Genomic DNA, 22,674 nt, shown 5'->3' with positions numbered 1-22,674 from the left:
ATCTCTCCCTCCCGAAGCGTAACCGCAAAGGCGCTCTTATTCCTGAGCATTGGTTTCGCTTGCGTATGTCCAGCCGTCCTGCTGATAAACGCGGCCTTCTTTCATCAAATGCCCCAAGGCACGTTTAAAGGCGGCCTTACTCAGTCCGAACTTGCTCTTTATAACGGCCGGATCGGTCTTATCGCCATAGGGCATCTTGCCTTTCCGCGCTAATAAGAGTTTCATGATTTTTTCGCCGTCTCCGGAGAGCGCCAGCTCCTTGGCCTGGCGCAGAGAAATGTTAACGCGTCCGTCGTCGCGCAAAAAGGTGATGCGCCCCTTGAGCATTTGGCCGATGAGGACGGGCCCCGTCCATTCGCTGCGGTGCAAAAAGGCAATCCACCGTTCGCGTGTCATCAGGTAAGCGCCCTGCTCCGTAATATTGTAAACGGCGCCTTCCACCCAATCACCTATATTGGCGGCTGTTGCGGCAACGGAAGCGCGGCGCATTTCATCTTCCACTTCCATTGAGACGGCCAGGCGTTGCGACTTGTCTTTGTAAAGTTTTATCCAAATGTATTCGCCTTCCTTGGGACGGCCCTTCATTTCTGCAAAGGGCATGAAAATTCCCCGCTCCGTACCGATATCGACGAAGGCCCCGAAGCGCGTCGTATTGATGACCGGGGCGTACCCGATTTGGCCTACTTTTATTTTGGGCAGGTGCATGCTCGCCGTCAAACGACCGGACGGATCATGATAGAGGAAGACCGTTACCTTTTCACCGGCCGTGACTTCACGGGTCTGCTGATTCTTATGAAGCAAAATGTCTTCGCTTGTATTTCCCGTCTGTCCGTCGAGAAAAGCACCGAGCTCTCCGGTACGCAAGACTTCCAATTCGGCAATTGTATTTTCCTGTAAAAGGTTCATTTTACTCACCTTGAAATGAAATGTGTTCCACATCGGCCCAGACGTTTTCCAGACCGTAGTATTCCCGTTCCTGCTCCGTAAAAATGTGAATTACCGTATCGCCCGCATCAATAAGTATCCACGTACCGCCGCTGTACCCTTCTTTATGATATACGGGCAGGTCGGCCTTCTTTAAGTACTCGCTTACATTATCGGCAACAGCTTGCGCCTGCTTGATATTTTGTGCGCTCACGATAACAAAATAATCGGCCATCAAAGATGTATCGGACATGTTGAGAACGACAATGTCCGTTCCCTTTTTGTCATGCGCCGCCTGTGCCGCTATTTGCCAGGATGTATTTAATTTACTCATGAAATATCTCCTTTACTGTTTCTTTGCTGCCTTTTTGGCAGTATCCGTCACTACGTTTTTAGAGGCGTTCTTCGTATCTTTTTTACCGGGGTCCCCCGCATTCGCCGTCTCCGGTCGCTCGGGAACTGTCGTCACGTCCGGCGCCAAAGCATTGTTGGTCATGCCGATGATCTTCTGCACCTCAATGGGGTCGTATACCCAGTAGGTGCGGGGGGAATCACCTGTATCCTCACGAATTCCGGACGGTTCACCGGGAAGAATATAGAAGGAAACAGCGGAAATATCGGTGCCGCCGAAATCGTAGACTAAGCGTGCCGCCTCTTTCGCCGGAATATCGGAGTCCAGATTATTCCAAACCCGATAAATTTCAACGGCATTTATAACGCCCCGCTGCTTTAAGCGCGCCGTCAGAAAGAGCTTAATAAAACGCAGCTGCCGCTGTGTTCGCGACAAGGTGCCGTCGCTGTCAAGATAGCGCATATAGCCTAAAGCCTCAAGGCCGTCCAAGTGTTGATACCCCTGAAAAAGGTTTATATCTGTATTGCCGTTCCTATCAGCATGGTACATGTTTTTTTCGACGTACATATTCATGCCGTCCGTCATGTCCATGAGTTTCAGGAAAGAATCGGCTTCCACAATGATATGGTGCGAAATCGGTACATGAAAAATATCTTCCACAACGGCCTGTACCAAAGAAATGCCGCCTTCACCGTAAACGGAAGACAGGGTCTGGGCCCCCTTTTCTTTCCGCCCTTCAATCTTTGTATTGTCCGGAAGCATAATGACGTCTACGTGCTTCTTCTCCTTGTTTACGGCGACGACGCCTACGAAGTTGCACTGCGCCGGTTTTTCATCATCTATACCTACGAGAAGCACATAGACCGGAACATCTGCGCTGATTTGTGAAAAATCGCGGCTCGCAACGGCGTTATTGCCGGCCGATTTATTGCCGTCATCCCGATGGGCCGCGAATACGACGATGAAGGCGATGACAATGACGGACAAAAAGATAAGTGTGCGTTGCAGAAACGTATTTTTACGACTTTTCACCTTTTGTCTGTGAGCCCGCCTTCTTGCAGTTTCTTTAGATCGCTTTCTCATTAATAACCGCCTTTACGTTTCATTTCCCGCAAGAGGGCGTTGCGGTTGCGTACAGTACCGATAAAAATCGTCTTTCCCTCTTGCAGCAAATATTGAATAGTCATGTCGTAGCCGGCTAAAACTCCTTTGTTTAAGCTTTTTTCCGCTGCTTTACGCAGTTTTTCCACGCCCGGGAAGTCGCGATTGTCTTCAATGTAGTCGGCAAGGAAAATAACCTTTTCCAGGGGGCTCATGGACTCGGCTCCCGTAGTATGGTGAGCAATGGCATTCAGGATATCCTTATCAAAAATATCATAAACCATGGCGGCATAGGAAGCGGCCGCATAGCCGTGCAGCAGGCTGCCGTTGGCCTGTATTTCCGGCGCAAGCGAATCGCCGTACATCGAATCCGCCAGGGACTGCATATGTTCCAACGAGTCTTCTTTTTCCGCGTCGTGGAGGAGCGCCGCCGTTTCCGCCTTGTCTATATCGATACCGTACATGTAAGCCAGCTTCACTGCCGCTTCGGCAACGCCTAACGTATGTGTGTACCGCCTGGCCGATAATCTTTCTTTCATGTCCGCTTTTACTTTGTCTTTAAACGCTGCATCAAGCATAATAAATCCTCTTTTCCTGTATATATGATAATACTCTTTCAGGTATCATATAGCGAACGGACTTGCCGTTTGCCATGCGTCGACGCAATTCCGTTGAAGAAATGTCCATGCCCGGTACGTCCAGCAGGAGAATATTTTCGCCCAAACGGCCGTATGAAGCGACAACATTTTCCGTCTTGCCGACGGAGCCGGGCCTTACGGCGCCGACGAATTTACAGAGCCGCAATATATCTTCCGGATGATGCCAGTTCGGTAAGTCCATGACCGTATCGGTTCCGGAAATAAAGTAGAGTTCGCACATAGGGCCGTATTCTTCTTTCAGGCGCCGCAGCGTATCCACCGTATAGGAGCAGCCTTTGCGGCGAATTTCCATATCGCTTACCGTAAAATACGGATTGCTTTCCGTTGCCAAACGCACCATGGTCAGCCGTTCTTCCGCCGTCGCGCCGTTTACTTCCTTGTTGGGTGTAATATACGAGGGAATGAAGAGTACCGATTGCAGATTAAAACGCTGCCGCGCCTCTTCGGCAATCATAAGATGCCCCAAATGAACGGGATTAAAGGTACCGCCGATAATTCCCAATCTCTCAATGGCCCTCATATACATATATCCCTCCCCAGAGCAGTATGACGACAAGAGCGAAGAGAATAAGAAAAATGCCGTAATGCTTATACTCGTATTGTGTCTTCGGTGAGGCCGCATATTGCCGCAGTGTACGTATATATGCCCTGATCGTTTGCAGCGTCTTCATGCGTACCTGTTTCATGCCTTAATAAAGTCAAACTTGGATATTTCTTTTCCTGTAAGCATAGTATCTTCTCTCATTTATTGATAATATTCGAATTCCGTGCCGTAAATGCGCACCGTGTCGCCGTCGCGAATACCTTCGTCTTTAAGGAGCTTATCAAGCTCCATATAACGCCAAATACGCTGAAAACGGCGCAAAGACTGGTCATCGTCGAAATTCGTCATGGCTACGAGGCGCTCAATACGCATGCCCGTAATGACGAAAGCGCCGTCGTCGTCACGGCCTATTTCAAAATCCGCTTTTACTGCCGGTTTGTACAGAACTTCATCATCCCGTTCTTCCGCTTCGGGCTCATAGGCACCTATATATTCCCAAACCCGTTCCAACAAGGGACGTATTCCCTCGCCGCTGACGGCACAGACGGGAAAGACTTCAATGTCACGCTCTTGCATGTACACTTCAAGACGATCGAGGTTTTTCCTGTCGTCCGCTAAGAGATCGATTTTATTGGCTGCAACGATTTGCTTTTTCTTCGACAGTTTCTCACTGTATTTGGCCAATTCGGTATTGATTTTCTCAAAGTCTTCTATCGGATCGCGCCCTTCCATGCCCGAAACGTCCAGGACATGAATGAGGACTTTCGTTCGTTCCACGTGGCGGAGAAAATCGTGCCCCAAACCGACGCCTTCACTGGCACCGTCAATAAGGCCGGGGATGTCGGCCATGACAAAGCTGCGCATATCATCCAAATCGACGACGCCGAGAACGGGATTTAGCGTCGTAAAGTGGTATGCCGCCACTTCGGGCTGTGCCGCCGATACCTTGCGCAGTATACTGGACTTACCTACGCTGGGATAGCCGAGAAGTCCCACATCGGCCAGGACCTTGAGTTCCAATTTCAGCCATCGCTCCACACCGGGCTCCCCTTTTTCGGCAAACGTCGGCGTCCGGTTCGCACTTGTACGGAAGTGATAATTACCGCGGCCGCCGCGGCCGCCGGCGGCGACGACAGTCTGCTGACCGTCAAAGCTCAAATCGGCCATAATCGTGTCCGTCGCCTCGTCCTTGACTATTGTACCGACCGGGACGGGAATGATGAGATCATCGGCATTGGCGCCATACTTATTGCTGTTTGCACCCTTACCGCCCGGTTTAGCCTTGAAAAGACGGCGAAAGCGAAAATCAACGAGCGTATTTATATTGCGGTCCGCTGCTAGTATTACGTTGCCGCCGCGGCCGCCGTCACCACCGTTGGGACCGCCTTTGGGGACGAACTTTTCATGGCGAAAGCTGCTCATGCCGTCGCCGCCGTGACCTGACTGAACGAAAATTCTGGCTCTGTCTATAAACATATTTTTCTCCTCTGTACAATAACCATCCACCCGCATAGCGGGTGGTTTTTCTGTTTCGGGCATAGCCCTAACGTTAAAGGCAGCGCACAAGTGCGCTTTTTATTGGCCTGCCAGCCACGCACGGGGTTACTTGCTACCCGTAAACGGGTCTTGCGGGTCAAATAAACTTAATTGATCGCTCTCTTTATCTGCTTTCAACTGATTCTCTATATATTCTTTTATCGCTTTTGTATTTTTCCCTACCGTATCCACATAATATCCTTTGCACCAGAATTGCCTATTCCGATACGCAAATTTCATATTCCCGAACCGTTGGAAGATCATCAAACTGCTTTTTCCTTTTAGATATCCCATGAAACTTGATATACTCAATTTCGGTGGAATACTAACCAGTAGGTGGATGTGGTCCGGGCACACTTCTCCTTCTACAATGTCTACGCCTTTCCATTGGCATAATTGTCTAAGTATATCCCGGATAGCTCCTCTTTTTTCTGCATAGAATACTTTCCTCCTATACTTTGGCGCAAATACGATATGGTATTTACAATTCCATTTTGTATGTGCTAGACTAGTTCCAACATTAGATTGCTTTGTCATCTTAATGTCCTCCTCATGTCATAGTTTTGCGTAACTGGCAGGTCACGCCTTTATCCTATCACATGAGGAGCTTTTTTGTTTTCCTCATCGCTTAAGCTCTTTTGAACCACGCGACTATCGCGTGGTTTTCGGATATACAAAAAAAGACGGTATGCAGATATACCGTGTCTCAGTCTATCTGTCCTGCATCATGCCGCTTATCGTTTCTTTAGCGCGTTCCAACTGATAATCGACGCTGCTGTTCGGCTGCAGCTGAACGGTAATGTCCGGTTCAATACCCGTACCGTCCACTTCCCTTCCTGCTGCGGTCTTGTACTTGGCAATAGTCACTTTGACGGCCTCATCCGTGTCTACGGAGAAAACGCCTTGTACCGTACCCTTGCCGTACGTCTTCATACCGATCAGTACACCTGCGTGCAAATCCTGTATGTCTCCTGAAAGAATTTCGGCGGCACTGGCGGAATTTTCATTTACAAGTACTACCAAAGGTATTCTATCATCTGTACCGGTCGTCGTAAACACTTCTTCCTCTCCGTCACGCTGCATATAGGAAACCACAGTGCTTCCGGGCGGCAACAAGTATTCCGCCACCCGGGCCGCCTGATCGACGAGGCCGCCCGGGTTATTGCGCAGGTCAAGAATGAGGCGCTTCATGCCGTCTCCCTTGAGACGTTTATAAGTTTTGCCGAACTCGTCACCTGTGGCGGTACTGAAAGAAGAAATACGGATATATCCCGTATCCGTGCCGTCCAGCATTTTACCGGCAACAGTGAGAAGCGTAATATTGCGCCGTACAACGGGAACGTCTTCCCGTTCTCCGTTGCGCAGAATCGTAAGTATTACGGTCGTATCGACTTCGCCGCGTATGTCCTGCGACAAGTCGGACAATTCCCGGCCTTCTGCCGCTATGCCGTTGACGGCCTCAATGATATCGCCCCGTTTGAGACCCGCCTCTTCTGCCGGGCTGTCCTCAATGACGCCGGCAATAAAGGCTTTTTTGTCTTCCGTCTGCGCAATATATACGCCTATACCGGCGTATGAAGCGTTCGTCGCTTCGGAAAATTCTTTAAAATCTTCCCCGTCGAGATATAGAGAGTGTTCGTCGCCCAGCTTTTCAACGAGACCTTCCAAGGCGCCGTCCAAGAGAGTCCTTTCGTCGACGAGACCTGCATAATGCTGCGTAATAATCTGTGCCGTACGCAGGATTTTAAAAAGCCCCAGGCCGTCTCCCAAGTACGCTTTGGAAAGAAACATAATGATCAGAAGCGCACCGCTCAAAAAGACAAGAAAGATGCCGCAGATCCTGGCGAGGATGTTAAGTACTTTCATTATTTGCGCTCTCACTTATAAGTATCCCATCGGATCGACCGGTTCACCGCCGGAACGCACTTCAAAGTGAACGTGCGGTCCCGTCGAATTCCCCGTAGACCCGGAGTAAGCGATAATTTGGCCCTTCGAGACGCTCTGTCCCGCCGAGACGGTGAGCGACGAGTTGTGTCCGTAAACAGTGGACAGACCGTTGCCGTGGTCAATAATAACGGCGTTACCGTAACCGCCGAGCCAGTCCGCCTCGACGACGACGCCCGAATCGGCTGCCGCCACGGGCGTACCTTCATCGACACCGATATCAATGCCCGAATGCAAAATCTGTCTGCCGAAAATAGGATGTTCCCGATACCCGAAAGGCGATGTAATGGGGCCGCTCACAGGCCACATGAAGACACCCGAGCCGCTGACGGCCTGATAAGAACCTCCTCCTCCCGATGCGGCGGCACGGTCCGCCGCGCGTTGCCGCAGCATGGCCGCAATGGCATTGGACGATGCTTCCAATTCCCGCAGGGCCGCTTCGGCCGTAGCCTTGTCGTTTTGCGCCTTTTCCAGGAGTGCCTGCTGCTCCGCCTTGCGGGCCGCGATTTCATCCTTTTTCGCTGCCGATTGCGCCTGCAGTTCCGCCTGACGGCTGTGCTCTTCTTCAAGGACTGCCTTGGCCTCGGCAATCTGCGCCCGTTCTTCCTTAATGGAAGAAATCAGATCCATGTCGGCCGCAATAATGCGCCGCAGCAATTCGACGCGGTTGGCAAAGTCGTTAAAGTCCTTCGCACCGATGACCACGTCCAAGTAGTTCAGCTGACCGTGCATGTAAATATCACGCATGCGCTTGCTGAGAATGCTTTCACGTGCCTGCAGGCGCTTCTGCGCTTCATCAAGTTTCGCCTGAGCAGCGCCGATTTTCTTTCCCGTTTCCGCAATCTGCGCCGTTATATCCTTATATTCTTTCATGGCCGCGTCCAGATTTTGCTGAATGACGCGCAGCCGTTCAAAAACGTTGCCGATAGTCGCTTCGGCTTCTCCCTTTTTCTGTTTCTGCCGTTCCATCTGACTCTGTACGTCCGAGAGCTGACTTTGCAGATCTTCATCTTCCGCAAAGGCAAAAAGGCACGGCATCAGGAGCAGAGCTGCAGCAAAGGCGGCCAGCTTCTTCTTCGTTACCAGTTTTTTTATCATAGGCTACACCTTCATATACCGTTTCAACGAAATTGTACTGCCAATAGCGCCGATAATCATACTGATGACCAGGAGCCCGCCGGCGAGTTGGTACATAAAGGGGAAAAAGCCGACGAGCGGTAAAAAGGCCAGCGATTCATGAATGGACACGGTCACAAAGCGATAGAACTGGAAAAGAGCAAGGTCGGCAATAATGCCGCCGATAAAGCCCAAAAGCAGGCCTTCCAGGAGGAAGGGCCAGCGAATAAACCAATTTGTCGCGCCGACGTACTTCATGATGCCGATTTCCTTTCGCCGCGCAAAAACGGTAAGGCGAATGGTGTTGGAAATAATGAAAAGCGTCGCAAAGGCGAGAAAGACAATGAGAACGATACCGCCCCAACGAATGATATTGGCAATTTTAAACAGCTGCTCAATAATATCCTGGCCGTAATGCGTGCTTTCAACGCCCTTGATGTCCTTGATTTCCGCAGCCGCAGTCTTGACGGACTCGGGACGGTTGAATGTAATCTCATAGGATGCGGGCAGAGGATTTTTGCCGTCCAAGGCGTCGAGGATACCCGGCTGATCTTTCATGCGTTCTTTCATTTTTTCCATGGCCTGATCCTTGTTCGTAAAGGTCAGTTCTTTTACGTCGGGAAGCTCTTTCAGCTGTCTGCCCGTCGCCATGACTTCGTCCGTCGTCAAGTCGTCTTTCAAATAAACGCTGAGCTGAACTTGGTTTTCCAAATTGTTTGCAAAATAGTCAAGGTTTGCCGCCAACATGGAAAAGAGCCCCAGAATAAAAAGGGCCAAGGCGACCGTCGCAATGGAGGCAATGGACATAAAGCTGTTGCGCCAAAATGATTTGAAGGCTTCGGACATATAGTAGTTCATCGTTCTAATTTTCATCTCCGTAGCCTCCTTTCAGTTCGTCGCGCACGACTCTGCCGCTGTCGATTTCGATGACACGTTTGTTCATCAAGTCGACCATCTGCTTGTCGTGTGTTACCATGAGGACCGTCGTACCCATATGATTGATTTTCGTGAAAATTTCCATAATTCCCTTGGACGTTTCCGGGTCAAGATTGCCTGTCGGTTCGTCCGCAATGAGCAGGAGAGGACGATTGACTATGGCCCGCGCAATGGCAACGCGCTGCTGTTCACCGCCGCTCAAATTCTGCGGCAGTTCGTCGGCTTTGCCGGCGAGGCCGACCAGATCCAGAACCGTGCGGACCCGTTCTTTCATTATTTTTCGCGACGTTTCAATTACTTCCATGGCAAAGGCCACGTTTTCCGAGGCCGTCTTGTTCGGCAGGAGGCGAAAATCCTGAAATACGATGCCCATACTGCGCCGCAGGTACGGTACGCGGCTCTTCTTTATTCTGTTTACTTCCGTTCCGTCGACGAAGACGCTGCCGCGAGTGGGCAGTTCTTCATGAGACAGAAGCTTGATAAATGTCGATTTGCCGGCGCCGCTGGCACCTACGAGGAAGACAAATTCGCCCTTGCCAATGTGCAGGTCAATATTATCAAGTGCAACGGAACCGTTGTCGTATGTCTTGGATACACCTCTAAAATCGATCATATACACACCTCACTATTACGTAGTAACCTGATGACACGTCTTCCTAATGAGTTCGACTGCAAGATCCGCATTGCGGCGAGACCGGCGCTCCAAGTCTTCAATTCGTTCCCGCACCGGTTGCGGCAGGGACTTATGCATAAGCTTAGCCGCGGCGTCGGTAACGATGTGCTCACTGTCGAAATCTTCCATCGTACAGCATATGGAGCCGCCTATAAGAGTCATAAAAGCATCTATTTTCGGATCATACGAGACGGCGGTCATCGGTGTATTCATAACTGCCGCAAACACAAGGGCGTGAAGCCGATTGGCAATGACCAAATCGACGGCACCCATGAGCGACATGAACTCTTCTGTATTATACGCCTCTTCAAGGACAATTGCATCCTCCGCCATGAGGGATGCGATTTCTTTGGCCGCTCCCACATCTGCAGGATACTGCATAGGTATAAAAATAATGCGGCACTTCTCTTTCGCCGTCAGCCTGTCGACAGCTCGGGCAAGCTCACCCTTGTGATTTTTCATACCCTGCCAGTCACGAAAAGCGACGGCCACTTTTTTCTCTGCCGCACTTACGCCTTTGGCGGCAAGTATTTCCACCCCTCTTGCCGGTGCCGGGACGGGAACGGACAAAACCGCATCGGCCGTTACGTGCACAGGCGGTCTCGTCACACCCATTCTGACCAGTGTCTCCTGCGAGTCTTCATCACGTACACCGATTACGTCTACATGCTGCAAGACCGTTTTTACAAGGTTCTTGGCCAGCGTTCCCGTCACGGGTCCTATACCCTGGGCATAGAGCATGACGGGGCGTTTAAAGACGATTGCCGTCTGAATGATGCCCAAGTAGTAGTAAATGCTGCGCGAGCTCGTCACATCCTGCAGCAGGCTGCCGCCGCCGCTGATGAGAAGATCACATCGGCTCAGAGCCGAAATGATGGCAAAGACATTAAAGCGATGAACGGTTTTTACACCGTGGCTCTTCGCAGTGGCGGCGGGATTTCCCGTAATAACCGTAATTTCCGCATCCGGCAAAAGCGCCAGCAAGGAGCCGACAATGGCCGAGAGCATGGCTTCATCGCCGGCGTTGGCAAAGCCGTAGTAACCGGAAATGACAATCTTAGTCGTCATGAGCCACCTGCTTTCCCAACCAGAGGCTCAAGTAACGGAAGAAAGCGAGGACCGCAATGAGCAGAATACCGACGACAAGCCCCGTGAGCCAACCGTTAATGCCGCGAATAAAGGACATGAGGAAGGGGGTCCGTATGTGAGCGAAGGTCTCTACCATGGAGCCCAGGCCGATGACGGAGGCGATGACGAGGAAGAAATGTAAAACTTGCGGCCAGCGCCGATAGACGGCTGCCACCATGAGAAAAAAGGCCGGATGACCGACAAGAAATTCCTTTTCCCGCGGCCGCGCATACATGATATTTTCCAAGAAGCGGCGCATAGCCACTTCCGCGCCCGGCACGGGAACACCTGCCGTATGGCCGCTGCGGCCGACGAAGATGAAAGCCGCCAGGCCGAGGACGGCGACAATTAGAAACGACCCCATGTGCATGGGCAATTGCAGAAACTTACGAATAAAATCGACAAAACTTTCAGCCGACTGAACAGGCTCACCCAAGAGGGGAAACCGCCGTATGTAGGCAACAGCCGTCAAGACGAGGGGCAAGACGAAGGTCAGCTTGACACCCCGGTAAAATTCAAACTCCATAAAGAAACGAATATCGCCGAGCAGGGCCGCAATGAAGAAGCCGCCGATCATGGCAATACAGACGGCAAGGGTAAGTGTCAAGATGCCGTCTCGTATAACCTTGCCGTAAGACTGCACTTCCCGTATTTCCTTTGCCCTGAAGTAATCGAGCAATATGAGAATAGCCGCTACAGGAGCACAAACGGCAATACCGACAGCGACAACCTGCAGGAAGAGCGGACTCGCAATCTTAACATACCCGGCGCTGCCGACGACAACGGCAATGAACGTGAAAATATAGTTTATCTTATCCCGTAAAGGAAGAATGAGGTTGAGCGTGAACAACATGCCGCATAACGCGGCTGCCGCTACTATAGCCGCCAAACTGCGGGACGGGTAGTAAACGGGCATAATGGATGCTTTGCCGAAGGCATAGCCCCGTTCTTCCAGTTTGGCCGAAGCATCACGAATATACTTAAAGGTGCGTTCCGTGCGATTCAGTCCGTGCAGCGGCTTTTTATAAATGGGATACAGATTGACGCGGCAGTTTCGTTCCAAATCGCTGATGTAGAAGCGCATAGCCCCTTCTTCTTCCGTCACCTTATCCAGTTCATCCTTACTCATGGCGTAGACGCGTGCCGTATCGTAACCGATTATATCGGCAAGTTCGTACATGCCGTCCTGCCTGTCGTATTGCAGCTGATTGGCCGCCTCGATCATATAAAAGGGAACCTTCTTTTCTTTCATTAACATGCCTGTATACGCCAGGAGGTTGTCACGCTGCCCGTCGTCGGCCGAATAACCGAGCACTTCCTTGCCGACGAAGATGATGCCGCTCACGTTGCGAATCTTTTCTGCACGTCTAAAAAAGGCGTCTATATGGACTTTATCGGGGTCGGCGTAGTTTGTAGGCCGCAAAATAACTCGAAACCCGCTGTCGGCAATACGATTGGCATCAGCAGACAGGATACCGAGATTGACGTCACCCAAATCGGGCATGACCCCGCGAATACCGAGGATGCGATACGTATCGTTCCATATTTCGGCCACGTTGCTCATGCCTAAACGTAGACCCAGATCTTCCTTCACTTCATCAAAATATAAGTCTTTTTCGTCTCTCGGCTTGCCGATGAGATAGTAATCATAGGCCGTGCCGACAGCTGCGGCAAGCTGAGGATAGTAAATTTGCGCCATCAAAGGCGTAATAAGAGAAATGTCACCGCGCTGCGAAAGCTTGTTCAAGGTCGTGTCATAAATGGCAAAACTCGTAATGCCGGCATTCTTCGCCATTTCCATAGCTTCTTCCGGCGAATAGCCGTCGTTTTGCGCAACCGATATAACAGCGTCGTAATCCATAGCCTGTTCGACAGTCATGCTGTTTCTCTCCACCTGCCAACGAGCCGCACACAAAGCAAAGGCGCAAATCAGCCCGATGAAAACAATTATTCCCATGATGACCATGCTCTTTTTTCGCTTACACTTTACCATATCCACTTATCCGCACCTCATCGTACCTGTCCGTAAATGACAAGAAGGTCGTTTTCTATAGTGACTTTATCGGGCGTAATACCGAAGGGAAAGCTGTCAAAATCATATATATCGATGCTGCCCACCTTATCCGTACCGTACGTCCGCCCCAATCCTTCAATATATACTTGAGAGGGCGCAAATTTCAAATGTGTTCCTTCAATGACGAACTTTCCCGCCACGTCGGCCGTTGCCGACAAAAGACCGCCCAGTTTTGCATCGCCGCGAACATGCACTTCGTCGCCCTCGAAGGTGACATCCGCATTGGCTATTTTATCAGTTCTTTCCGCCAAATATCTCCTCAAGTCGCCGGCGGAAATTGCCGCCCGTACCTGTCCCCTTTGAGCGCTCGCCAAGGTCATTTTACTGTGAAAAAGGGATGAGAAAGGATTAAAACTCAAATTTTCAAGAGAACAGTCGAAGGACTCGAAGCGCAGCTTTCCCACTGTAAAGGCATCACTGTGAATATACACGGAATCAAGACGTCCCGCCAAGATTTCCATTCCCGGCTCGGCCATAACGCGCACGTTTTCACGGCTCACGTTCATGCGCCCGTCCAACGAACGGTACAAGGCGTTTTCAGCTACTTGCGGTCCGTAGAGATTGGCCGCAAACAGAAGGGCCGCCACGAGCCCCGCCAAAAGACATAATTTTTTCATTATCTTTATTCCTCAATTTGATTGCGCCTATTTTTTACATATTGAAGATAGCCCTCGATGAACATGTCAATATCCCCGTCCACAACGGCCTGGATATTTCCTGTTTCCACACCGGTCCGGTGATCTTTAACAAGGTTATAAGGGTGAAAAACATAGGAGCGAATCTGACTTCCCCATTCGATGGCTTGCTGTGTACCGTTGATTTCGGCGCGCAATTTCTCCTTTTTTTCTTCTTCCAGTTCAAAGAGCCTGGCCCGCAAGTACTTCATACACATTTCTCTGTTCTGCACCTGTGACCGCTCGTTCTGGCACTGTACGACAATACCCGTGGGAATATGGGTCATACGCACGGCGGAGCTCGTTTTGTTGACGTGCTGTCCGCCTGCACCGGAAGCGCGGAAATAGTCGATGCGCACATCGTCCATATTGATTTCTACTTCTACATTATCCGGCAGCTCCGGCATGACGTCCACTGCCGTAAAGGATGTATGGCGGCGTGCAGCCGCGTCGAAGGGGGAAATACGCACCAGCCGGTGTACGCCTTTTTCCGATTTCAAATAACCGTACGCGTACTTGCCTTCAACCGTAAAGGCACAGCTTTTCGTGCCCGCTTCATCACCGGGCTGGTAGTCCAGCATACGAATGCGGTAGCCGTGCTGTTCGGCCCAGCGGCTGTACATGCGGACGACGATTTGAGTCCAGTCCTGCGCTTCCGTACCGCCCGCGCCGGCATGAAAGGTCATAATGGCGTTGCACGAGTCGTATTCGCCCGACAAAAGGAGCAAAACTTCACGCTTTTCCAATTCTTTTAACAGGGAATTATACTGCCTTTCTATTTCCGACGCAAAGGAAGGATCGTCATCATCCATGGCCATCCTGCACAGCTCCGCCAGGTCGTCCGCTTCCCTGACAATGGCGTCGTGCCCTTCCACTTCAGCTTTCAGTGCCGTCGCTTCCTGGGAAACGGCCTTCGCTTTGTCGGGCGTATTCCAAAAATCGGGATCGCTCATTTGCATATCCAGATCCAATATGCGGTCTCTCTTTTTATCCAAGTTAAAGTGAATCCCCGATTTCCTGTATTCTCTTTTGCAAGTCTTCCAAAGGTTTCCGCATTTCTTCCAACAACACAAGAATCACCGTCCTTAAAGGCATCCGCAATAACAGATAGAAATGGAAGAATTACTCTTCCGTCTCTTTTTTTTCGACAACATGCATGCCCACGTCTTCCGACGCGTCTTCAACAGTCACTCCGCCGGAGGCATCCACGTCGGGATGTATTTCTTTTGCGCCTTGCAGCCGACTTTCCGCAGGAGGAACGGGGCGATTGAACGTCACCTGTACGTGATACAGGAAGGTAACGACCGTCCGCTTAATGGAGTCGACCATTTCTTCAAACATTTCATACGCTTCAAACTTATATTCGACAATGGGATTTTTTTGTCCGTATGCACGCAAATTAATCCCTTCTTTAAGGGCATCCATGGCATCGAGGTGATCCATCCATTTGCTGTCGACGACACGGAGCATGATGGCTTTTTCCAATTCCCGCATGGTCGGGCTGCCGATTTCTTCTTCCCTCTTGTCGTACAATTCGACGGCAAGGTTCGTCAGTTTTTCCTGTACTTCCACGCGGCTCAGATTTTCCAGTTCCGCCACTGTAAGGGAACCCTTGGGCACGAAGTATTGTTCCATCTGTCCGAGAAGCCCCGCAAAATCCCATTCTTCGGGATAGAGTTTTTCATTGGCATACGTCGAAAGGCCGTCCATGATGATATCGTCGATCATACTCAGCACCGTATCGCGCAGCGAATCGGCGACAAGTACCTTCCGGCGCTGTGCGTAGAGCACTTCCCGCTGCTGGTTCATAACATCGTCGTATTCCAGGACATACTTACGAATTTCAAAGTTGTGGGCTTCCACCTTTTTCTGTGCTTTTTCGATGGACTTGGTAATCATGGAATGTTCAATCGGCTCGTCTTCCTCCATACCCAGTTTATCCATAAATTTGGAAATATTGTCGGCGCCGAAAATACGCATCAAGTCGTCTTCAAGGGACAAGTAGAACTGCGTTGAACCGGGGTCGCCCTGACGGCCTGCACGCCCGCGCAGCTGGTTGTCGATGCGGCGGCTTTCGTGCCGTTCCGTACCGATGATCATGAGCCCGCCCAATCCGGGTACGCCTTCGCCGAGCTTAATATCGGTACCGCGGCCGGCCATATTGGTCGCAATGGTAACCATATTGCGCTGACCTGCATTCTTAATGATTTCCGCTTCTTTTTCGTGGTACTTCGCATTAAGCACATTGTGAATGATGTTTTCCCTTTTCAGCATGGTGCTGATGATTTCGGACTGATTGATGGACGTCGTACCGACGAGGATGGGCTGGCCCGTTTCATGGCGACGCTTAACTTCACGCACGACGGCGCGGTACTTCGCATTTTTTGTCTTGTAAATGACGTCGGACAAGTCTTTCCGGACAGACGGCTTGTTTGTCGGTACGACATATACGTCGAGCTTATAAATTTTATTAAATTCGTCTTCTTCCGTCTTGGCCGTACCGGTCATACCGGAAAGCTTCTTATACATGCGGAAGTAGTTCTGGAAGGTAATGGTCGCCAGTGTCTTGCTTTCACCCTGGACCTTTACGTTTTCTTTCGCTTCAATAGACTGATGCAGACCGTCACTGTAGCGGCGGCCGAACATGAGACGTCCCGTGAACTCATCGACAATGACGATTTCCCCGTCTTTGACGACATAGTCCTTGTCGCGGTGCATCATAAAGTTGGCCCGCAAGGCCTGAATAACTAAGTGATTCAAGTCGAGATGCTCGTTATCAAACATATTTTCAATGCCGAGCATTTTTTCGACCTTAGCCACGCCCGTTTCCGTCGGCGCAATGGTCTTTTGCTTTTCGTCCATCGTGTAGTCTTCCGGCGTCAACCGCTTGACAATGGCTGCCAACGTATAATAGAGATCCGTCGATTTTTCACCGGGCCCCGATATAATCAGCGGCGTCCGCGCTTCGTCGATAAGAATACTGTCCACTTCGTCGACGATACAGTAATTCAAGGGCCGCTGTACCATTTGTTCCTTGTTGATGACCATGTTGTCACGCAAGTAGTCGAAGCCGAATTCATTATTCGTACCGTACGTAATATCGGCCGCATAAGCGCGCCGACGTTGTTCGTAACTGAGGTCATGTACGATGAGGCCGACGGAAAGGCCGAGGAATTTATAAACCTGCCCCATCTCTTCACTGTCGCGAGTTGCCAAATAGTCGTTGACCGTGACGACGTGGGCGCCATTCCCGGTAAGGGCGTTTAAATACACCGGCAAAGTCGCAACCAAGGTCTTGCCTTCACCTGTTCTCATTTCGGCAATATCGCCGCGGTGCAGAACGATGCCGCCTAAAAGCTGCACGTCAAAGTGACGCATGCCCAATACGCGGCGCGATGCTTCGCGCACGACGGCAAAAGCTTCCGGTAAAATGTCGTCCAACGTTTCCCCGTCTGCAAGGCGCTTTTTAAATTCAAAGGTCTTCTGCTGTAATGATATATCGCTGAGCGCCGTCATTTCCGGTTCCAACTCATTTATGTGTCGGACAATGGGCCTCATTTTCTTCAATTCACGTTCCGTATTATTCCCGAGCAATCTCTGCATCAATCCGTTAAACACCTGCTACGCCCTCCAATACTACATCAGCTGACTATATTTACATCAATTAAATAGTATACAGTACTTGCCGCTGAAATTGCAAGAAAATCGCTTTTTCCAAAAATTCACTTATAGTCAACGGGAATAAAAAGATGGTATATTCCGGTCCAAGTATGCTATAATAACGAAGCTTATCTTATTTCAGGAGGTATACATGTTAGAACAATTTAAAAGCTTGGAAATCAGCGATGCTGTTATCAGCGCGTTAAACGCGATGGGCTTCGAAGAACCGACTCCGATTCAGAGCGAATCCATCCCCGTCGCCATAGCAGGACACGATATGATCGGACAGGCGCAGACCGGTACGGGCAAGACGGCGGCATACGGTATTCCCGTCTTGGAGAAAATTTTGGCTGCCGGCGCGCCGCGGGAGCTGCAGGCGGTCGTCCTTTCGCCGACTCGTGAACTTGCCATTCAGGTAGCAGAAGAAATCAATCAGCTTGCCCAGCATACAGCCATCCGGGCCCTGCCCATTTACGGCGGGCAGGATATGGAACGGCAGCTGCGCCGCTTGCAGAAATCGCCGCAGATTATCGTCGCCACACCGGGCCGCTTGATCGATCACATGAAGCGCGGCACGATTAAACTGAACGCCATTTCCACCATCGTCCTCGACGAGGCCGATGAAATGCTCAACATGGGCTTTATTGACGACATTAACCTGATCATGTCGGCAACGCCCGATACGAGACAGACGCTTCTCTTCTCGGCAACCATGCCGGCCCCCATTCAAAGATTGGCCGAAACCTTCCTCCATGATCCGCAAATTGTACGCGTCAAATCGAAAGAAGTAACTATCGACCTCATTGAGCAGTCATATATTGAAGTGCACGACCGTCAGAAATTCGACGTCCTTTGTCGCCTCCTCGATCTGCAGGAACCGGAACTGGCCATTATCTTCGTACGCACGAAGCGCCGCGTCGATGAATTGTCGGAAGGCCTGAAAAAGCGAGGCTACTCGGCAGAAGGTATTCACGGCGATTTGACACAGGCCAAGCGCGACTCCGTCATTCGCCAATTCCGAGAAAAGACCATCGACATCCTGGCGGCGACGGACGTAGCTGCCCGCGGCCTCGACATCAGCGGCGTGACGCACGTCTTCAACTACGATTTGCCGCAGGACCCGGAAAGCTACGTCCATCGCGTCGGTCGTACGGGCCGCGCCGGCCGCAGCGGTGAAGCGACGACTTTCGTCATTCCCCGCGAAATCGATCATCTGAGAACGATTGAACGCCTTATAAAACACCGTATCGCGCGCCGCAAAGCGCCGTCATTTTCGGAAGCGTTAGAAGGAGCACAACAAAATGCGCTCCGCAATTTGGCCAATACTGCCGACGAAGGCGATACGGCTAAATTCCGCGCAAGTGCGGAAGAGTTGCTGGAAAACTATGATTCCGTAGTCCTTATATCGGCTGCAATCAAACTCCTTACAAAAGAACCGGACACGACACCCGTTAAGATAACGGAAGAAGCGCCGCTGCGCGTTCATAAAAACCGCCGTGCCAAAGGAGTCCGGCATAGCGGTGAACGACGCTCGCACAACGACAAGCGCCGCAGCGGCGACGGCAAAAAGCAGAGTCGTTCTTTTGCCGGAAAAAGTAAGGGTAATGCCGATTACAACCGTTACGGTACCAATAAAAAACGAAAAGACGGAACAAAGGAGCATAAAGAACCGAACCGTTCCGCCTTTAAACCGTATTTCAAATCATAAGCTGAAAGACCGTATCCGAACCTGCGTACCGGATACGGTCTTTATCTATATATCACGTAAGCTTTTGAACCCGTGCGCAGTGACTGCCGCCTGTACGGCACGCCGTATGGCCCTTTCTACGGTATATGCCGCGAGTTCGCCGACCTGATTAATATCGGCGTCTACTCTCCCCGTGCTTACGGCATAGAGAGAATCGCCGTCCGCCGTTGTATTGACCGGACGTATAGTTCGTGCCAAGCCGTTTGACGCAAAAGCGGCGATCTTGTTCATGTCCGTCTTGTCAAAAGCGCCGTTCGTCGCAATGATGCCGATGGTCGTATTCGCTGCACCTGCGCCCTTGTCCCATACGGACAGCCGCTCTGTCATAAGGACGCGCGACGAGTCGGCAAAGCCTTTTTTATCCTGATTAAGCATACCCGCAATGATGCGGTTTTCTGCATTATACACATCGCCCAAAGCGTTGACGATGATGCACGCGCCGATCTGAAGCTCGCCGAAGCTCACGGCGTAACTTCCCTGCCCTGACTTCATGGCATATGCCGGTCCACGCATCTTGCCGACGGTCGCACCCGTACCGGCACCGTAATTACCGTCCCGCAACCGATTGGTCTCACTATTCAGGCAAGCCGCATATCCTGTGGCGGCATCGGGATAAGCTGCATGATTACCGCAGGGGCGGTCAAAAACAGCGGAAGCGACAACGAGCGGAACGGTTCCGTACGGAGTGGCAAAGCCTATATACCGCTCGGCAAGGTACTTCATGACACCGTCCGCCGCCGCCAGGCCGAAAGCGCTGCCGCCGCACAGAACGACGGAATGAATCTTCTCCGCAGCCGCTGTAGGCTTCAGGAGCTCCGTTTCTCTGGATGCCGGACCGCCGCCGCGCACGTCGATACCGCAAGGTGCGCCGTCAGGCATAATGAAGACCGTACACCCCGTACCGGCCTCCTGATCTTCCGCGTGCCCGGCACGCAAGCCTTCTATGTCCGTAAATGATATGTCGCGAAGGATCATTTTTCCACGAAATCCTTCCAGAGCATGGACGGCTGAATACCCGAATTATGCTGATATTTTCCGCTTTCATACGTGTCGTACTCGCCGTCAATATCATGATAGTAAATTTGACATATTTCCACGCCCGCATAAATACGAATGGGCTGAACGCAAAAAATTTCCAGCGTCCAATAGCCGGCAAAGCCGACATCACCGAATCCGGCCGTAACGTGAATAAACACGCCCAATCTGCCTACGGATGAACGCCCTTCCAGCATGGGAATATAAGTCTCCGTCTTCGTGTATTCATTCGTTCGTCCTAAGTAGAGTGTATTGGGCTTGAGGACAAAACCTTCTTCCGGAATCTTAATGACAGATGCCGTGTTGGGCTTGGCCATGTCGAGCTCGTAATCATCATAGATCATGAGTTCATCATGGAGGGATAAATTATAACTGTTCGGATTGAGCCGTTCTTTGTAAAAAGGCTCTATAATAATCTCCCTGCCTATGTGTCTGGCTATTTCTTTACCTGACAGAATCATCTTTTCACCTTCTCTTAAAAGCACATTTCATTTTATTATAGCACAAAGAGAAAACGACATCGATTCGGCTATGAATCGATGTCGTTTTCTCTTTGTGACGGGTATCTCTACTTTTTCATAACCCGTGCCTGTCCGTCCGTTACGACCGTACCGTCCTGATTGGTAACTGTCGTCCGGAAGACGAGACGATGTTTTTCATCGTTCTTTTCCAGGCATTCCACTTCCGCCGTAAGTGTATCGTTATAGTGGACAGGTGCGAGGAACTTCAATTCCTGATTCATGTAAATCGTATTAATACCCGGAAGTTCGGTGCCGAGTACTGCCGAAATCAAGCCTGCCGAAAGCATGCCGTGGGCGATACGCCCTTTAAACATGGTTTGCTTGGCAAATTCTTCATTTACGTGAACCGGATTAAAATCGCCCGTAACTCCGGCAAAGGTGTATACGTCGTGTTCCGAAATCGTTTTAGAAAGAGACGCTTTATCACCGATATGAATGTCGTCATATGCTACATCGCGTGCCATTATAAGTATCCTCCTCTAAAAATGAACTTATACTTCCAGTCCCATCGGTTCATCTTTGAAAATGCGCGCATCCATGAGTTTTACGTCTTTGACGATGGGCTTAAAGTCCATATACGCCAGGACATCTTTTTCAACATCGATACCCGGCGCAACTTCAATGAGTTCCAAGCCTTCCGCCGTCAGACGGAAAACGGCCCGTTCCGTCACGTACAACACGGGCTGCCCTACAGACAGGGCATATGCGCCGGAGAAGGTAATCTGTTCAACCTGTTCTTTAAATTTCTTGCTTTTCCCTTCGGACGTAATGACGAGCTTGCCGTCCTTTACTTCCTCTTTCAGGCCGCCTGCCGTAAAAGTACCGCAATAAATGAGTTTCTTCGCGTTCTGCGTAATATTGATGAAGCCGCCGCAACCGGCCACGCGGCCGCCGAACTTGCTGACGTTGATATTCCCCTTTTGATCGGCTTCCGCCAAACCGAGGATGGCCAAGTCGATACCGCCGCCGTCATAGAAATCAAACTGGTACGGCTGATCAAGAATAGCCTGGGCATTCGTCGAAGCGCCGAAATTGTTGCCGCCTGCAGGAACACCGCCGATTGTGCCTGCTTCTGTCGTAAGTGTCATGGACGTAATACCCTCTTCGGCTGCAATGGCGGAAACGCCTTCGGGCATACCGATGCCGAGGTTTACGACGGCATCGGGAATGAGTTCCATTGCGCATCTCCTGGCAATGATCTTGCGGTTATTCAACGGCAGGGGATCAAGAGAATCCAAGGGCACATACAAATCACCGTTGAAGGCCGGATTGTATTCATAGTCCCACGTCATCCGATGGTCTTCTGCCGGGCTTTCTACAATGTAATCGACGATTACGCCGGGAACTTTAACTTCTTTCGGATCCAAGGTTCCGCGCTGTGCGATTTTCTTGACCTGCACAATAACGATACCGCCGCAGGCATGAACGGCTTCGGCAATAGCCAAAGCTTCACCCGTGCCGATTTCTTCGTTCATCAAAATGTTGCCGTCTTCGTCGGCAGTCGTGCCTCTGATAAGCGCGACATCCAACTTGCAGGGTTTATACCAGAGCCATTCTTCGCCTCCAAGTTCCAAAACTTCTACACGTTCTGCCGGTGTCTTTTCGTTCAAACGCCCGCCTTCAACGCGGGGATCGACGAACGTATCAAGTCCGACTTTAGTAATCGTGCCGGGACGACGGCCCGCGATTTCGCGGAACCACTGAGACATGGTGCCCTGCGGGAAGTTATACGCTTCAATCTTATTTTCCATAATCAACTTGCCTACACGCGGACTCAGATTGTAGTGTCCGCCGACGATGCAGCGCAGAAGGCCTTCTTCACCGAAATGATTGAGGCCGCCCTCTTTGCCGTCGCCTTGGCCGGCTGCAAACATAACCGTCAAATCGCGAGGTGTCCCTTTTTCAAGAAATGAATGTTGAAGCGCTTTTAAAACATGCTCCGGAACAATAGCACCGACAAAGCCGCTTGTTGCGATAACGGAACCGTTTGCAATCTTACTCACGGCTTCTTCGGCCGTTACAAATTTTGCCATTTACAACATCCCCCTTC

Annotated in this window: 22 protein-coding genes; 1 reads left to right on the top strand and 21 read right to left on the bottom strand. The window is 50.8% G+C overall.

Features of this window, described 5'->3' with window-relative positions; genetic code table 11:
- Positions 1–36 precede the first annotated feature (36 nt).
- The 17 genes from BQ2674_RS02995 to secA all read right to left on the bottom strand — a co-directional run bounded on the left by BQ2674_RS02995 (position 37) and on the right by secA (position 17,264).
- Complete coding sequence (locus BQ2674_RS02995; RefSeq protein WP_075572379.1) at positions 37–906, bottom strand: CvfB family protein; 870 nt, start codon at positions 904–906, stop codon at positions 37–39.
- A gap of 1 nt (position 907) precedes the next feature.
- A complete protein-coding gene (rsfS, locus tag BQ2674_RS02990; RefSeq protein ID WP_075572378.1) occupies positions 908–1,258 on the bottom strand; it encodes a ribosome silencing factor in 351 nt (116 codons plus the stop codon).
- A 12-nt stretch (positions 1,259–1,270) separates the two neighbouring features.
- The gene (locus BQ2674_RS02985; protein WP_235828796.1) at positions 1,271–2,308 is read right to left on the bottom strand and encodes an LCP family protein; all 1,038 of its coding nucleotides are present in this window, start codon (positions 2,306–2,308) and stop codon (positions 1,271–1,273) included.
- A gap of 50 nt (positions 2,309–2,358) precedes the next feature.
- The gene (gene yqeK / locus BQ2674_RS02980) at positions 2,359–2,955 is read right to left on the bottom strand and encodes a bis(5'-nucleosyl)-tetraphosphatase (symmetrical) YqeK (protein ID WP_075572376.1); all 597 of its coding nucleotides are present in this window, start codon (positions 2,953–2,955) and stop codon (positions 2,359–2,361) included.
- A complete protein-coding gene (gene nadD / locus BQ2674_RS02975) occupies positions 2,948–3,562 on the bottom strand; it encodes a nicotinate-nucleotide adenylyltransferase (protein WP_235828795.1) in 615 nt (204 codons plus the stop codon). Before nadD ends, yqeK begins: the two co-directional genes overlap by 8 nt.
- A complete protein-coding gene (locus BQ2674_RS02970; protein WP_075572375.1) occupies positions 3,543–3,722 on the bottom strand; it encodes a hypothetical protein in 180 nt (59 codons plus the stop codon). Before BQ2674_RS02970 ends, nadD begins: the two co-directional genes overlap by 20 nt.
- A 59-nt stretch (positions 3,723–3,781) precedes the next feature.
- On the bottom strand, positions 3,782–5,056 hold the full coding sequence (gene obgE / locus BQ2674_RS02965; protein ID WP_075572374.1) for a GTPase ObgE: 1,275 nt from the start codon (positions 5,054–5,056) through the stop codon (positions 3,782–3,784).
- 126 nt (positions 5,057–5,182) lie between these two features.
- Entirely contained in the window at positions 5,183–5,653 is a 471-nt protein-coding gene (gene tnpA / locus BQ2674_RS02960) for an IS200/IS605 family transposase (protein ID WP_075572373.1), read from the bottom strand.
- A 174-nt stretch (positions 5,654–5,827) separates the two neighbouring features.
- A complete protein-coding gene (locus BQ2674_RS02955) occupies positions 5,828–6,982 on the bottom strand; it encodes a S41 family peptidase (RefSeq protein WP_075572372.1) in 1,155 nt (384 codons plus the stop codon).
- A 15-nt stretch (positions 6,983–6,997) separates the two neighbouring features.
- On the bottom strand, positions 6,998–8,158 hold the full coding sequence (locus tag BQ2674_RS02950; protein ID WP_075572371.1) for a murein hydrolase activator EnvC family protein: 1,161 nt from the start codon (positions 8,156–8,158) through the stop codon (positions 6,998–7,000).
- Positions 8,159–8,161: 3 nt separating this feature from the next.
- Positions 8,162–9,049 (bottom strand): permease-like cell division protein FtsX, encoded by an 888-nt coding sequence (gene ftsX, locus BQ2674_RS02945; protein WP_075572370.1) that lies wholly within the window; start codon positions 9,047–9,049, stop codon positions 8,162–8,164.
- Positions 9,039–9,725 carry a cell division ATP-binding protein FtsE gene (ftsE, locus tag BQ2674_RS02940; RefSeq protein ID WP_075572369.1) on the bottom strand — a complete coding sequence of 229 codons (687 nt, stop codon included), beginning with the start codon at positions 9,723–9,725 and terminating at the stop codon, positions 9,039–9,041. Before ftsE ends, ftsX begins: the two co-directional genes overlap by 11 nt.
- A 15-nt stretch (positions 9,726–9,740) precedes the next feature.
- A complete protein-coding gene (csaB, locus tag BQ2674_RS02935) occupies positions 9,741–10,853 on the bottom strand; it encodes a polysaccharide pyruvyl transferase CsaB (RefSeq protein ID WP_075572368.1) in 1,113 nt (370 codons plus the stop codon).
- The gene (locus BQ2674_RS02930) at positions 10,843–12,870 is read right to left on the bottom strand and encodes a DUF5693 family protein (protein WP_235828794.1); all 2,028 of its coding nucleotides are present in this window, start codon (positions 12,868–12,870) and stop codon (positions 10,843–10,845) included. The genes csaB and BQ2674_RS02930 overlap by 11 nt, the downstream gene beginning before the upstream one ends.
- A gap of 53 nt (positions 12,871–12,923) precedes the next feature.
- The gene (locus tag BQ2674_RS02925) at positions 12,924–13,604 is read right to left on the bottom strand and encodes an LmeA family phospholipid-binding protein (protein ID WP_075572367.1); all 681 of its coding nucleotides are present in this window, start codon (positions 13,602–13,604) and stop codon (positions 12,924–12,926) included.
- A gap of 5 nt (positions 13,605–13,609) precedes the next feature.
- Positions 13,610–14,729, bottom strand: a protein-coding gene (prfB, locus tag BQ2674_RS02920) for a peptide chain release factor 2 (protein ID WP_367619608.1) whose coding sequence is annotated in 2 segments (ribosomal slippage) — positions 13,610–14,659 and positions 14,661–14,729 — 1,119 coding nt in all. Because the reading frame shifts where the segments join, the coding sequence is not laid out codon by codon here.
- Positions 14,730–14,783: 54 nt separating this feature from the next.
- Positions 14,784–17,264: a preprotein translocase subunit SecA gene (gene secA / locus BQ2674_RS02915; RefSeq protein ID WP_235828850.1), complete on the bottom strand. Its 2,481-nt coding sequence runs from the start codon at positions 17,262–17,264 to the stop codon at positions 14,784–14,786.
- Between the two features lie 208 nt (positions 17,265–17,472).
- Between secA and BQ2674_RS02910 the strand changes: the two genes are divergently transcribed.
- Positions 17,473–19,029: a DEAD/DEAH box helicase gene (locus tag BQ2674_RS02910; RefSeq protein WP_075572364.1), complete on the top strand. Its 1,557-nt coding sequence runs from the start codon at positions 17,473–17,475 to the stop codon at positions 19,027–19,029.
- A gap of 45 nt (positions 19,030–19,074) precedes the next feature.
- Here the strand turns inward: BQ2674_RS02910 and BQ2674_RS02905 are convergent, their stop codons facing one another.
- The 4 genes from BQ2674_RS02905 to BQ2674_RS02890 form a co-directional block, all read right to left on the bottom strand.
- Complete coding sequence (locus BQ2674_RS02905; RefSeq protein WP_075572363.1) at positions 19,075–20,043, bottom strand: P1 family peptidase; 969 nt, start codon at positions 20,041–20,043, stop codon at positions 19,075–19,077.
- Positions 20,040–20,564, bottom strand: a complete 525-nt coding sequence (dcd, locus tag BQ2674_RS02900) for a dCTP deaminase (protein ID WP_075572362.1) — start codon at positions 20,562–20,564, stop codon at positions 20,040–20,042. The genes BQ2674_RS02905 and dcd overlap by 4 nt, the downstream gene beginning before the upstream one ends.
- Positions 20,565–20,671: 107 nt before the next feature.
- Positions 20,672–21,088, bottom strand: coding sequence for a MaoC family dehydratase (locus BQ2674_RS02895; RefSeq protein WP_075572361.1), 417 nt, complete (start codon positions 21,086–21,088; stop codon positions 20,672–20,674).
- A gap of 27 nt (positions 21,089–21,115) precedes the next feature.
- The gene (locus BQ2674_RS02890; protein ID WP_075572360.1) at positions 21,116–22,657 is read right to left on the bottom strand and encodes an acyl CoA:acetate/3-ketoacid CoA transferase; all 1,542 of its coding nucleotides are present in this window, start codon (positions 22,655–22,657) and stop codon (positions 21,116–21,118) included.
- Positions 22,658–22,674: the final 17 nt, after the last annotated feature.

Source organism: Megasphaera coli (genome assembly GCF_900095855.1).
Taxonomy (GTDB): Bacteria; Bacillota; Negativicutes; order Veillonellales; family Megasphaeraceae; genus Megasphaera; species Megasphaera massiliensis_A.
This window is presented reverse-complemented; position numbering and strand designations above follow the sequence as displayed.